The 13231-nt window shown below is 73.6% G+C and carries 9 protein-coding genes and 1 pseudogene; 7 read left to right on the forward strand and 3 right to left on the reverse strand.

Annotation, left to right across the window (positions count from 1 at the left end; all coding sequences use genetic code 11):
- Nucleotides 1-1530 (forward strand): annotated as a pseudogene (locus ACIGW2_RS26695) (AfsR family transcriptional regulator); the annotation flags it as partial.
- Here ACIGW2_RS26695 and ACIGW2_RS26700 read toward each other — a convergent pair.
- Complete coding sequence (locus tag ACIGW2_RS26700; RefSeq protein ID WP_399846540.1) at nucleotides 1484-2416, reverse strand: siderophore-interacting protein; 933 nt, start codon at nucleotides 2414-2416, stop codon at nucleotides 1484-1486. The pseudogene ACIGW2_RS26695 and the gene ACIGW2_RS26700 sit on opposite strands and share 47 nt — an antisense overlap.
- A gap of 212 nt (nucleotides 2417-2628) precedes the next feature.
- Here ACIGW2_RS26700 and ACIGW2_RS26705 point away from each other — a divergent pair, with 212 nt between their 5' ends.
- Nucleotides 2629-2838, forward strand: coding sequence for a hypothetical protein (locus tag ACIGW2_RS26705; protein ID WP_356075043.1), 210 nt, complete (start codon nucleotides 2629-2631; stop codon nucleotides 2836-2838).
- Nucleotides 2839-2986: 148 nt separating this feature from the next.
- Nucleotides 2987-4177, forward strand: a complete 1191-nt coding sequence (locus ACIGW2_RS26710; protein WP_399846542.1) for an acyl-CoA dehydrogenase family protein — start codon at nucleotides 2987-2989, stop codon at nucleotides 4175-4177.
- 113 nt (nucleotides 4178-4290) lie between these two features.
- Here ACIGW2_RS26710 and ACIGW2_RS26715 read toward each other — a convergent pair whose 3' ends face one another.
- On the reverse strand, nucleotides 4291-4800 hold the full coding sequence (locus ACIGW2_RS26715) for a GNAT family N-acetyltransferase (RefSeq protein ID WP_391655350.1): 510 nt from the start codon (nucleotides 4798-4800) through the stop codon (nucleotides 4291-4293).
- A 150-nt stretch (nucleotides 4801-4950) separates the two neighbouring features.
- Here ACIGW2_RS26715 and ACIGW2_RS26720 point away from each other — a divergent pair, with 150 nt between their 5' ends.
- Nucleotides 4951-5394 carry a nuclear transport factor 2 family protein gene (locus tag ACIGW2_RS26720; protein WP_399846545.1) on the forward strand — a complete coding sequence of 148 codons (444 nt, stop codon included), beginning with the start codon at nucleotides 4951-4953 and terminating at the stop codon, nucleotides 5392-5394.
- Nucleotides 5395-5503: 109 nt separating this feature from the next.
- Complete coding sequence (locus tag ACIGW2_RS26725; protein WP_399846548.1) at nucleotides 5504-7837, forward strand: FdhF/YdeP family oxidoreductase; 2334 nt, start codon at nucleotides 5504-5506, stop codon at nucleotides 7835-7837.
- Nucleotides 7838-7927: 90 nt separating this feature from the next.
- Here the strand turns inward: ACIGW2_RS26725 and ACIGW2_RS26730 are convergent, their stop codons facing one another.
- Entirely contained in the window at nucleotides 7928-9565 is a 1638-nt protein-coding gene (locus ACIGW2_RS26730; protein ID WP_399846853.1) for an FUSC family protein, read from the reverse strand.
- Between the two features lie 392 nt (nucleotides 9566-9957).
- Between ACIGW2_RS26730 and ACIGW2_RS26735 the strand changes: the two genes are divergently transcribed.
- Nucleotides 9958-12252 (forward strand): FdhF/YdeP family oxidoreductase, encoded by a 2295-nt coding sequence (locus ACIGW2_RS26735; protein WP_391655352.1) that lies wholly within the window; start codon nucleotides 9958-9960, stop codon nucleotides 12250-12252.
- 90 nt (nucleotides 12253-12342) lie between these two features.
- Nucleotides 12343-13230, forward strand: a complete 888-nt coding sequence (gene fdhD / locus ACIGW2_RS26740; RefSeq protein ID WP_399846552.1) for a formate dehydrogenase accessory sulfurtransferase FdhD — start codon at nucleotides 12343-12345, stop codon at nucleotides 13228-13230.
- Nucleotide 13231: the final 1 nt, after the last annotated feature.

The raw sequence follows: 13231 nt of genomic DNA on the forward strand, positions 1-13231 counted from the left end.
GGGGAGCGGCTGGACGAGGCGGGCGACCGGGCCGCGGCCGAGCACCGCCACCTGGTGCACTACCGCGAACTCGCCCGCCGCACCGACCCCGAACTCCGCGGCCCGCGCCAGGCGTTCGCCCTCGCCCGGCTGGAGACCGAGCACGACAACATCCGCGGGGCGCTGCGGACCGCCGTACGGACCGGCGCCGAGCAGGAGGCCCTGTGCCTCGTGCACGCCATGAGCTGGTTCTGGCAGCTGCGCAACCACCACCACGACGCCCGGACCTGGACCGCGGCCGCCGTCACGCTCGGCCCCGACCCCTTCGCCCCGCCCGTCCGGGCCGCGTCGGCCCTCGACGGGCGGTGCGGGGACGTCCCGCCGCCGTGGACCGGGGAGCGCCTGTGGGAGGCCCGGCGCGGCGGACGGCTCCTCGCCCTCGCCACCGAGGGCGGCTCCGGCGCCACCGCCCTGGAACAGCCGGAGACCCGGGCGCGCCTCGACGCGGTGATCGCCGCCTACCGCCCCGGGCTGCCGCAGGTGGCCCGGCACCCCGGCACCATGTGGTTCTTCGCCCAGCTCATGACCGGCCGCTACGCCGGGCTCGACGCCACCCTGTCCGCCCTCGTCGCCGCCGCCCGCGCCCACGGCGACGCCTGGGACCTCGCCTACGCCCTGCTGCTGCGCGCCAAGCTGCTCGGCGAACAGGGCAGGGACGCGGCGGAGGCCCTCGCCCTGTTCGAGGCCGCCGAGGACTCCTGGGGCATCGCCGAGGCGCTCGCCGCGCGCGGCGAGACCCACGAGCGCGCCGGGCGGACCGCCGAGGCCGCCGCCGACTTCGCGCGCGCGATCGACGCCGTCGCCCGGCTCGGCGCCCGCTCGCAGATCCCCGTCTTCCGCGCCCTGCTCGCCGCCGTGCGGCTGCGCACCCCCGAGGTGGCCGGCGACCCGCGGGCCCGCGCCGACGCCGAGCGGATGCTCGTCGACGCCGCCGCCGAGTCCGGCGAGTCCGGCGTCGAAGCCGTCAGCACCGCCCGGCTGCTGCTCGCCCAGCACTACGGCAACACCGGCCGCACCGGCCAGGCGCGCGAACAACTCGACCTGATGCAGGCCGAGTTCAGCGACATCACGCCCGGACTCTTCCAGGGCATGCTGGACGGCCTCGGCGGCTGGCTGGACTGCGTGGACGGACGCCACGAGGAGGCCGTCGCCCGACTCGCCGGGGCCGTACGGGAGATGGAGGCGCTCGCCTACCTGGTGGCGCCCTACCTGGTCGTCACCCAGTTCGCCACCGCCGCCTGGGCCCTCGCCGGCACCGGCGCCGCCGAGGAGGGCGCCCGGCTCCTCGGCGCGTACGACGCCCACTGCGGCACCCCCGGCGGCGCCGGCATCCGCCCGCTCACCACCACCACCGAGGCCGGCGTCCGCGCCGAGGCCGAGCGGGCCCTGCGCGCCGCCCTCGCGCCCGATCTCCTCGCCGCGCGGTACGAGGAGGGCGCGGCGCTCACCGTGCGGGAGGCGGCGCGGCGGGTCCGGGAGTCCGCTCCGTGAGCAGCGCCAGACGCTCCCGGGCCTCCGCCAGGTCCTCCGGGGTCGGCGCGTCGTCCTGGGTGAGCCGGCGGCGCCAGTACCCCGCGAAGTCGATCGCCCGCCGGTCCGCCCCGCACTCCTCCACCAGGTGCCGCCGCAGCTCCCGTACGACCCCGGCCTCCCCGGCCAGCCACACGTACGGCACGCCCTCCGGCAGGGCCGCGGCCCGCACCGCCGGCACCACGAGCTCGGGCCGCTCCCCGTACACCCAGTGCACGGTCAGCTCACCGGCCGTCGGCAGCGGCTGCCGCTCCTCCGGGCCGGCGACCCGCACGAAGGCGACCGCCCGGTGCCCGGGCGGCAGCGCCCGGACGACGGTGGCCAGCGCGGGCAGCGCGCACGCGTCGGCGACGAGCAGCGCCCAGTCGCCGGCCCCGGGATCGACGGGCGCGGCGAACTCCTCGGACGGCCCGAACATCCCCAGCACGTCCCCGGCCCGCGCGCCCCGCGCCCAGCGCGTGGCCGGCCCCTCCGCGCCCGGGGCGCCGGCCGGGCCGCCGTGGAGATGGAAGTCGACGTCGACGGTCCCGGCCGCCGCGTCGTACGCCCGGACCGTGTAGCTCCGCATGACCGGGCGGCGCGCCTCAGGCATCGCCGCCCACGCTCCGTACCAGCGCATCACGTCCCCGTCCGGGTCCGGCGCCGGCAGCTCCGGCTCGCGCTGCCCGGGGCGCGGGAAGTACAGCTTCACCTGTGCGTCGGGCCGGTCGAACGGCGCGCCCGCCGGCGAGGGCACACCCAGGGTGACCCGGACCATGCGCGGGGTGAGCGCGCGGATCCCGGTGACGTGCACCCGGCACAGGGGGAAGGCACTGGTGGAGGGCTGGTTCGGCGGCTGTTCCGGCATGGCGGCTCCCGTGGTGGACCGGCGGACCCCGCGGGTTCGCGGGGGCGTGCCCCCACCCTCCCCGCCGGCTCCGACACGCCTCCGACGCGCCACCGACACGGCCCGCGCGGCCGGGCCGGGGCCGGGGCGCGGGCGGGCCCGGATGCGGGCCGGTGAGCGGCACACGAGAATGGCGAGTGCCTGCAGAATCTGCAGAACAGGAGGCTCGCGGCATGAACGGTGACACCGACAAGACGTCCCGGGGGGTCGGGGGGGACCAGCCCACGCCCGACCGGCTGCTCCACGCCGGGTCCGAGGGCGAGTACACGGCCGAGGACGTCGTCCTCGCCTCCGGCCGTGACGTGAATCCGAAGAACCTCGCCTGGGCCGAGCGGCGCATGGCGGAGAAGGGGCGCGCCTGCCTGGACGAGCTGCTCCCCTGACCGGCGCACGCGCGACGCGGCGCCCCCGCCCGCCGGGGGCGGCGCGAAGGCCCGTACGGGATCGGCACCCGCACGGGCCTTCCGCATGTGTGGAACACGTTCTACCGTGGCGCACCACCGCGCGGAGCCACCGGCCACGGGAGACGCCATGCACCTCGACTACACCCCCGCCCAGCACCGTCTGCGTGCCGAACTGCGCGCCTACTTCGCCGAGTTGGTGCCCGAGGACGTGCACGCCCGTTACGCCGACCCGGCCGCCCAGAAGCGCTTCTACCGCGAGACCGTGCGCCGCCTCGGTGCCGACGGCTGGCTGGGTGTGGGCTGGCCCGTCGAGTACGGCGGCCGCGGCCTGACCCCGATGGAGCAGTTCATCTTCTTCGACGAGGCCGCCCAGGCCGGCGTGCCGCTGCCGCTGATGGCCCTGAACACCGTCGGGCCGACGCTCATGCGGTTCGGCACGGAGGAACAGAAGGAGTACTTCCTGCCGGGGATCCTCTCCGGCGAGATCGACTTCGCGATCGGCTACAGCGAGCCGGACGCCGGCACCGACCTCGCCGCGCTGAAGACCCGGGCCGTCCGCGAGGGCGACGAGACCACCGGCCACTACACCGTCAACGGGCAGAAGATCTGGACCACCAACGGCGACACCGCCGACTGGGTCTGGCTCGCCGTCCGCACCGACCCGGCGGCCCCGCCGCACAAGGGCATCACCATGGTCCTCGTGCCGACCTCCGACCCCGGCTACTCGTGCACCGTGATCAACACCCTGGCCTCGCACGACACCACCGCGAGCTACTACGAGAACGTGCGCGTCCCCTGCTCGCGCCGGGTCGGCGAGGAGAACGCGGGCTGGCGCCTGATCACCAACCAGCTCAACCACGAGCGGGTCACCCTCGCCGCCCACGGCACCATGGCCATCCGCGCCCTCCACGACGTGCGCCGCTGGGCCGCCGACACCAAGCTCGCCGACGGGCGCCGGGTCCTCGACCTCGGCTGGGTCCGCCGCACCCTGGCCCGCACCCACGCCCGGCTCGACGCGATGAAGCTGCTCAACTGGCAGATGGTGAACGCCGTCCAGAACGGCACCCTCACCCCTCAGGACGCCTCCGCCGTCAAGGTCTACGGCTCCGAGGCCCGCCGCGACGCCTACGCCGCCCTCATGGAGGTCACCGGCGCGGCCGGCGCCCTCAAGGAGGGCTCGGCCGGCGCGGTCCTCCACGGCGAACTCGAACGCGGCTACCGCTCCGCCGTCATCTTCACCTTCGGCGGCGGCAACAACGAGATCCAGCGGGAGATCATCTCCTGGATCGGCCTGGGCATGCCGAGGGTCCGCCGCTGAGCGAGGACGTGCCGAGGCGTCTTGGTCGGCGTAAGGACGGGATGGTCGGCACTGACTGCCGCCGACGGCCCCGGAGGTCTTCCGAGGGCTCTGTACCAACGGCTCGTTGATGGTCAGGTCAACTGGGTGCGTGGGTCGACGACCCAGTGATGGGTGTCCAGAACGCGACCGGCGAATTCCAGGCTCTGTTCTCCGACGAACGTGAAGCCGACGGCGCGGCAGATACCGTTGGAAGGCAGGTTGCCGGTTGCGGGAAAGGCGTGGATGAGTCCCCAGCGGCCGTCCTCCGCGGCCATCTCCAGCAGGGCCCGCACGGCTCGCTTGCCGTAGCCCTGGCCTTGGAAGGCGGGCAGGACCATCCAGCCGATTTCGGATATGTACTGGCCGTCGACTTCGTGAGACCACAGGGAGACGGTTCCGGCGACCACCGAGGGGTCAGCCGCTTCGGGGATGATCATTTTGGTCCAGGCGGTGTCCTCGGCAGCCCGCCGGACATCGCGCCGCACCTTCTCGTCCATGCCTTCGCGCGGCAGTGGACCCCCGAGATCCTTCATCATGTCGGGATCGCATCGCATCCGGATGTAAGCATCGACGTCCTCAAGCACCACATTGCGCAACAGCACTTCGGTCCTCCTGGTTGGCGGCGACTGTCCCATGTGATCACGCAGCCCGCACTGCCGGGGTCCGCACTGCCGGTGTCGGGGTGGACAAGGCCTGGTCGTGCACTTAATCTCCGATGCACCTAATCAACTTATTGAATACAGGTGATTCTCGTGCATCCCTTCCGCCAGGCCGTCGAGAACCGCGACGCGACCGCCATCGAGGCCCTCCTCGCCGAGGACGTCGTCTTCACCAGCCCCATCGCCTTCAAGCCGTACCCCGGGAAGGCCGTCACCGCCGCCATCCTGCGCGGTGTGATGCGGGTCCTCGAGGACTTCACGTACGTCCGCGAGATCGCCGACCCCGCCGACCGCGACCACGCCCTCGTCTTCACCGCCACCGTGGGCGGGCGGCGGATCCAGGGCTGCGACTTCCTCCACTTCGACGAGGAGGGCAGGATCGACGACTTCACCGTCATGGTCCGGCCGCTCTCCGCCGCGCAGGCGCTCGCCGAGGCGATGGGCGCCCAGTTCGACCGGATCGCCGCCGAGGCCGCGGAGGCCTCCGGTGCGGCGAGTGCCGGCGCGGCGAGCGCCGGGAACGGGGCCGGGGCCTGACGTCCGCCCGCGCCCGAACGGCCCGGATGGCGGGGCCTGCGCGGCCGACTTAGTCTGCACGAAGGTGGAGGTCGGCCCCCGGGCCTCCGTGCGCCCCCGCCGGGAAGGGTTGAGTGTCGTGACCGTCGAGAAGGACGCGCCGGAAACCGCCCCCGAGACCGAGCCCAGGGTCGGCCCCGTCCCCCAGGGGGACCCCGAGTTCCACCCGTACCACCACCCCGCCGCGGGCTGGGGTGCGGCCAAGAGCGTCACCCGGTTCATGCTGCGCGAGCGCGCCCTGCCCGTGGACGGGCCGCGGGCGATCATGAAGATGAACCACGAGAACAGCGGCTTCGACTGCCCCGGCTGCGCCTGGCCCGACGACACCAAGGGCCTCCACCTGGACATCTGCGAGAACGGCATCAAGCACGTCACGTGGGAGATGACCGCCAAGCGGGTCGGCCGCGCGTTCTTCGCCGCGCACAGCGTGACCGAGCTGGAGGGGTGGACCGACTTCGACCTGGAGGACCAGGGCCGGCTCACCGAGCCCATGGTCTACGACCCGGACACCGACCACTACGTGCCGATCAGCTGGAAGGACGCCTTCGAGCTGGTCGGGCGCACCCTGCGCGGCCTCGCGGACCCGAACGAGGCCTCGTACTACACCTCCGGGCGGCTCGGCAACGAGGCCACCTTCCTCTACCAGCTGATGGCCCGGGAGCTGGGCACGAACAACCTGCCCGACTGCTCCAACATGTGCCACGAGGCCAGCGGCCGGGCCCTGCAGGCCGCGCTCGGCACCGGAAAGGGAACGGTCGACCTGAAGGACTGGGAGACCGCCGACGCCCTCTTCGTCTTCGGCGTCAACGCGGCCTCCAACGCGCCCCGGATGCTGACCGCGCTCGCCGAGGCGTACCACCGCGGCGCACAGATCGTGCACGTCAACCCGCTGATCGAGGCGGCCGCCACCCGCACCATCATCCCGCACGACTTCCGGGACATGGCCACCTTCCACTCCACGCGCACCAGCACCCTCAACCTCCAGCCGCGGATCGGCGGGGACATGGCGCTGCTGCGCGGCATGGCGAAGGCCATCATCGAACAGTCGGCCACCGACCCCAAGGCGCTGGACGAGCTGTTCGTCGAACGGCACACCCACGGCTTCGCCGAGTACCGCGCGCTGTGCGAGGCCACGCCGTGGGAGGAGATCGAGCGCCAGTCGGGACTGAGCCGCGAGGACGTCCTCAAGGCGGCCCGCGTCTACGGCGAGGCCGACCGCAGCATCATCAGCTGGTGCCTCGGGCTCACCCAGCACGAGCACGGCGTGGACACCGTCCGCGAGATCGTCAACCTGCTCCTGCTCCGCGGCAACCTCGGCCGCGAGGGCGCCGGCCCCTCCCCGGTGCGCGGCCACAGCAACGTCCAGGGCAACCGGACCTGCGGCATCGACCACCGGCCCACCCCCGAGTTCCTGGACCGGCTTGCGGAGGCCTGCGGCATCGACCCGCCGCGCGAGCACGGCCTGGACACCGTCGGCACCATCCAGGCCATGCTGGACGGGCGCGTCAAGGTCTTCGTCGCCATGGGCGGCAACTTCGCGCTGGCCGCGCCCGATTCCCCGCTCACCTACGAGGCGCTGCGCAGGTGCGAGCTCACCGTGCAGGTCAGCACCAAACTGAACCGCAGTCACATCGTGCACGGGCGGCAGGCGTTGATCCTGCCCTGCCTCGGCCGCACCGAGAAGGACCGCCAGCGCAAGGGCGTCCAGAGCACCTCCGTCGAGGACTCGATGAGCATGGTGCACCTGTCGCTCGGCATGAAGCGTCCCGCCTCCCCGCACCTGCTCTCCGAGCCCGCGATCGTCGCCGGCATGGCACGGGCCGCGCTGCCCGACAGCGAGACGCCCTGGGAGTGGTACGTCGAGGACTACGACCGCATCCGCGACACCATGGCCAAGGCCCTCGACGGCTTCGAGGACTTCAACCGCCGCGTCCGCCTCCCGCTGGGCTTCCGCATCAAGCAGCCGGCCCGCGAACTGGTCTTCCTCACGCCGTCCGGCAAGGCCGAGTTCTCCACCGCCCCGCTGCCCGACGTGGTGCCCGAGCCCGGCACCCTGGCCCTCGGCACCATGCGCTCGCACGACCAGTGGAACACCACGATCTACTCCGACAACGACCGCTACCGCGGCATCAGGAACCTGCGCACCCTGATCTTCATGAACCGCGCCGACATGCGCGAGCGCGGCATCGCGGACATGGCGCCGGTCGACATCACGAGCACCGCCCGCGACGGCAGCCGCCGCCACCTCAAGGGCTACCTCGCGATCCCGTACGACATCCCGCGCGGCTGCGCCGCCGGCTACATGCCGGAGATGAACGTGCTGTGCGCGCTCGCCGACTACAGCACCCAGAGCGACCAGCCGATCATGAAGCACCTGAAGGTGACGGTCAGCCCGGCGAGTTGAGCGGCGGGCGGGGACAGGCAGGCCGGGGGAGGGCAGGCGGGCCGGGGGACCTCGGGCGGGCCGGGGCAGGCGGGCCGGGCGCTCGTCGGCTCAGTGGCCGCGGACCAGCCGGTCCAGGAGGGCGTACGCGCGCTGTTCCGCGGCGGCCAGTTCGGTGGGGTCGAGTTCCGCGGGCCAGAGTTCGCCCGCCGCCGCGTCGTCCGCCTCGCGCAGCTCCACCACCGCGGCCGCGAGCCGCGACTGGACGTGCGGGAAGGAAGCCGGGTCGCCGGCCGCGAGGGACCGCTCCGCCGCGTCGGCGGCCTCGGCGCACGCCGCCAGCGCGCGCTCCGCGCGCCGCGCCGCGCGGTCGTGCACCACGAGCAGCGCGCAGACCAGCGCGACGCCGATGCCGAGGAGACTGCCCAGGGCCCGGTCCTGGACCAGGGCGTCGGCCGGGGCGGGTGCGGCGAGATCGCTGAGGAGCAGCGCCAGCGGGGTCAGGAAGACCACGCCGAGCCCGTAGTTGCGCGCGACCACGTACTCCATCAGGAACTCCAGGAGCACCACCAGCAGGACGAGCACCGGCGGATCCGGGCGCGCCGCCAGGATGCCGAGCGCGAGCACCAGGCCGGCGCCCGTGCCCAGGGTGCGCTGCACGGCCCGCTGGGCCGCCGTGCGCACGGTGACCGAGTGCAGCACGGCCGCCGCCGAGACCGACGCCCAGTACCCGTGGCCGAGCCCGAGGGCCAGGGCCGCCAGACCCGCCGCGCCCGTGCCGAGGACCATCCGCAGGGCGGGCACGAGGAGCACCGCCGTACGGGTGTGGGCGCGGCCCGCGAACAGCTCCCAGGTCCGCAGCTCGGCGGCGGGACGGGCGGGCGCCGGTCCGTCGTCGGATCCGCCGGGCGCCGCGCCCCGGAGCGCCGCGACCGCTCGCGCGAGGCCCGCCGGGTCCGGATCGCCGCCCCGGCGGCTCACCAGGACCCGCACCTGGACGCGCAGGTCTTCGGCGAGGCGGGCCGGGTCGGCCGGGACGCGGCGGGCCGAGCCGATGAGCAGGGACCAGGACAGGTCGGCGAGCCGGACGCAGACGTCGCCCCGGCCGTCGGCGTTGTCGCGGCGGCCGATGCCGCCGCCGTTCGGTCCGGTCGCCGTCGGAGGCAGCAGCCCCAGCGTCCGGTACGCCTGGAGCACCGTGGCGGTCGCCCGGTGCCGGGCGGTCCGGAGCCCCCGGCCCGTGGCCATCGCTCCGAGCAGGTCGGCGAGTTCGCGCAGCGCGGCGGCGACCGCGAGGCACCGTGGATGGTCCGGGTGCACGAGACGGCCGGACACCCCGAGCAGCCAGGCCACGGCCGCGCCCGCGGCGGCCAGGCCGGTGTGCGGCAGGACGTCCTCCCAGGCGGGCGCGCCGTTGGCCGTGACCGCGAAGGAGAACAGCAGCAGCACGGCGCCGAGGCCCCGCAGCCGGGCCGCGTCGCACGCGAACTTGGCCGCCCCGGCCACCAGCGCCGTCACGGTGACCACAAGGGCGGCGCCGGCCCCGCCGTCCTGGGGCCGGGCCCAGGCGCCGAGCGCGCCGCCGCCCGCCACGCAGGCCGTCATCGCCACGGCGACCAGCGCGAGCACCCGCGCCCGGGGCCCGTACGGCAGATTGCGGCCGAAGGTGGTGGTGAAGGCCCCGAGCATCGCGTACACGGCCTCGTCGGCCCGGCCCGCCATGGCGAGCGGCACCGCGGGGAGGGCCATCGCGGCCGCCGCGCGGAGCGCGAAGGCGAGGGCGCCGTCGACCCCCTGGAGGGCGAGTGCGCCCCGCGGTGACAGGGCGCGTCCCAGGCGGGCGGCGGGCCGACGGGTCACGGTGCTGCCCTTCCGCTCTTCCGGGAAATCCTCGCTCGATCACTCACGGAAAACCCTCGGACGATTTCTGGCGAAAGTCAAAGAGGGGCCGCCGATGACGGCATCGGTGACGCCTATCCGTCGCGCGTTCCCGCAGGTCACAGTCCTGTTTCGTCGAGTGATCGGTGCCGCCTATCTCGTCATCGGAGCCACCTCTTTGACAAGGCGAGGCCGACTCTCGTGAAATCCCATCCGGCGGTTTCGCCATTCCGTCGAACGATTCGGAAAAGAGGCAGGCGGACATGAGCAGCGGAGTCGAGGACCCCACCGACGATCTCAAGGTCACCCCGCCCAAGACCTGGGCGACCGGACTGCCGGCGGTGACACACGCCCTCGAGTACTCCCTCGGCCAGACCTCGCCCCGCCGCACCGCCCTGACGCTCCTCAACATCAACCAGGCCCGGGGCATCGACTGCCCCGGCTGCGCCTGGCCCGAGCCCGCGCCCGGCAAGCGACACAGGAACGAGTACTGCGAGAACGGCGCCAAGCACATCAACGACGAGGCCACCTCGCGCCGCGTCACCCGGGAGTTCTTCCGCGAGCACTCCGTCGCCGAGCTCGACGGCAAGTCCGACTACTGGCTCAACCAGCAGGGCCGGCTCACCGAACCCATGGTCAAGCGCCCCGGCGCCACCCACTACGAGCCGATCGGCTGGGACGAGGCCCTCGGTCTGCTGGCCGCCGAGCTCAAGGCGCTCGACTCGCCCGACGAGGCACTCTTCTACGTCTCCGGCCGCCTCAACAACGAGGCCGCCTTCCTCCTCCAGCTCTTCGCCCGCGCCTTCGGCACCAACAACCTGCCCGACTGCTCCAACATGTGCCACGAGTCCAGCGGCTCCGCGCTCGGTGAGACGCTCGGCATCGGCAAGGGGAGCGTCTCCCTCGACGACCTCCACCACGCCGACCTGGTCTTCGTCGTGGGCCAGAACCCCGGCACCAACCACCCGCGCATGCTGTCCGCGCTGGAGGAGACCAAGCGCAACGGCGGCCAGGTCGTCGCCGTCAACACGCTGCCCGAGGCCGGGCTCATGCGCTTCAAGCACCCGCAGAAGGCCCGCGGCATCCTCGGCCGCGGCACCCCCATCGCCGACCTCTTCCTGCACATCCGGGCCGGCGGCGACCTCGCCCTCTTCCAGGCCCTCAACCGGCTGCTCCTGGAGGCCGAGGACGAGGCGCCCGGCACCGTGCTCGACCACGCCTTCATCGAGCGCAGCACCACCGGCTTCCAGGAGTTCGCCGAGCACGCGCGCACGGTCTCCTGGGACGACATCCTGGCGGCCACCGGACTGGACCGCGCGGAGATTCACAGCGTGTTCGAGCGGGTCCTGCGCAGCCGCAGCGTCATCGTGTGCTGGGCCATGGGCGTCACCCAGCACAAGCACGGCGTGCCCACCATCCGGGAGATCGTCAACTTCCTCCTCGCCCGCGGCAACATCGGGCGCCCCGGCGCCGGCGTGTGCCCCGTCCGCGGCCACAGCAACGTCCAGGGCGACCGCACCATGGGCGTGTGGGAACGCATGCCGCAGTCCTTCCTCGACGCCCTCGGCCGCGAGTTCGGCTTCACCCCGCCCTCGCACCACGGCCTCGACGCCGTGAACGCGATCCGCGCCATGCACGAGGGCCGCGCCAAGGTCTTCCTCGGCGTCGCCGGCAACTTCGTCCGGGCCACCCCCGACAGCGCCGTCACCGAGGAGGCGATGCGCCGCTGCCGGCTCACCGCGCACGTCTCCACCAAGCTCAACCGCTCCCACACCGTCTGCGGCGAGACCGCCCTGATCCTGCCCACCCTCGGCCGCAGCGACCGGGACGTGCAGGACGGCGTCGAGCAGTTCGTCACCGTGGAGGACTCCATGAGCGACGTGCACGCCTCCCGGGGCAAGCTGCCGCCCGCCTCCCCGCACCTGCTCAGCGAGGTGGCCATCGTCAGCCGGCTCGCCCGCGCCGTCCTCGGCGACGAACCCGCGATCCCCTGGGAGGAGTTCGAGCGCGACTACGGCGCCATCCGCGACCGCGTCTCGCGCGTCGTGCCCGGCTTCGAGGACTTCAACGCCCGGGTCGCCGTGCCCGGCGGCTTCACCCTCCCCAACCCGGTGAACCAGGGCGTCTTCCCCACCCCCAGCGGCAAGGCCGTCTTCACCCGCAACGACTTCACCATGCCGGAGATCCCGCCCGGCACCCTGCTCCTCCAGACGCTGCGCTCGCACGACCAGTGGAACACCGTCTGGTACGCCCCCAACGACCGCTACCGGGGCATCCACAACGCCCGCCGGGTCGTCCTCGTCCACCCCGACGACCTGGCCGAACTCGGCCTCGCCGACCGGGACCTGGTCGACCTGGTCACCGTCTGGCACGACGGCCGGGAGCGCCGCGCCGAGGCCTTCCGCACCGTCGCCTACCCCACCAGCCGGGGCTCGGCCGCCGCGTACTACCCCGAGACCAATGTGCTCGTGCCGCTGGACAGCGTCGCCGACGTCAGCAACTGCCCGACCTCCAAGGGCGTCCTCGTCCGCCTGGAACCCTCCCGCGCCACCCCCTGAGCCCGGACCCGGCCCCGGCCCCGTCGAGGAGGCCAAGCCGAGGAAGCCAAGCCGAGGTAGCCAAACCGAGGAAGCGAAGAGGAGCGAACCATGGGACGGAAGACCGCACGCCGCCGCGTGCTGCGCGTGCGCGAGGGCACGTCCGCGTACCGCCCGGACACCCTGGCCGTCGAGGAACCGATGGAGATCCGGGTCGGCGGCCGGCCGCTGACCGTGACCATGCGCACCCCCGGCGACGACTTCGACCTGGCCGCCGGGTTCCTGGTCGGCGAGGGGGTCGCCCACACCACCCGGGACGTCGCCGGCATCCGGTACTGCGCCGGCGCCACCACCGACGGCGGCAACACCTACAACGTGGTGGACGTCCTGCTCGCCCCCGGCACGCCCGCCCCCGACGCCTCCCTGGAGCGCAACTTCTACACCACCTCCTCCTGCGGACTGTGCGGCAAGGCCAGCCTGGACGCGGTGCGCACCACGGCCGCCTGGCCGGTCGCCGACGACCCGGCGCGCGTCACGCCGGAGGTGCTCAGCGTGCTGCCGGACCGGCTGCGGGCGGCCCAGCGGGTCTTCGACACCACCGGCGGACTGCACGCCGCAGGACTGTTCACCAGCGACGGCGAACTGCTCTGCCTGCGCGAGGACGTCGGCCGGCACAACGCCGTGGACAAGGTCGTCGGACACGCCCTGCGGGAGGGACTGCTGCCGTTGCGCGGCACGGTCCTGATGGTGAGCGGCCGGGCCTCGTTCGAACTGGTGCAGAAGGCGGTGATGGCCGGCATCCCGGTGCTCGCCGCCGTCTCCGCGCCGTCCTCGCTCGCCGTGGACCTGGCCGCGGAGAGCGGCCTGACCCTGGTCGGCTTCCTGCGGGGCACCTCCATGAACGTGTACGCGGGCGACCGGCGGGTGCCGGCCCGGGGCACGCCGACCGCCCCGGACGCGCCGACTGGCGTTCCCACCGGAGCTCGGGTAGACCCGTGAC

The sequence above is a fragment of the Streptomyces sp. NPDC053541 genome, assembly GCF_044544705.1.
Lineage (GTDB): Bacteria > Actinomycetota > Actinomycetes > Streptomycetales > Streptomycetaceae > Streptomyces.

What these genes read in the sequence shown, in the direction of transcription:
- ACIGW2_RS26700 (WP_399846540.1), bottom strand. Translation starts at nt 2,416, where the DNA reads ATGCCGGAACAGCCGCCGAACCAGCCCTCCACCAGTGCCTTCCCCCTG.
- ACIGW2_RS26705 (WP_356075043.1), top strand. Translation starts at nt 2,629, where the DNA reads ATGAACGGTGACACCGACAAGACGTCCCGGGGGGTCGGGGGGGACCAG.
- ACIGW2_RS26710 (WP_399846542.1), top strand. Translation starts at nt 2,987, where the DNA reads ATGCACCTCGACTACACCCCCGCCCAGCACCGTCTGCGTGCCGAACTG.
- ACIGW2_RS26730 (WP_399846853.1), bottom strand. Translation starts at nt 9,565, where the DNA reads ATGGCCCTCCCCGCGGTGCCGCTCGCCATGGCGGGCCGGGCCGACGAG.
- ACIGW2_RS26735 (WP_391655352.1), top strand. Translation starts at nt 9,958, where the DNA reads ATGAGCAGCGGAGTCGAGGACCCCACCGACGATCTCAAGGTCACCCCG.
- fdhD (WP_399846552.1), top strand. Translation starts at nt 12,343, where the DNA reads ATGGGACGGAAGACCGCACGCCGCCGCGTGCTGCGCGTGCGCGAGGGC.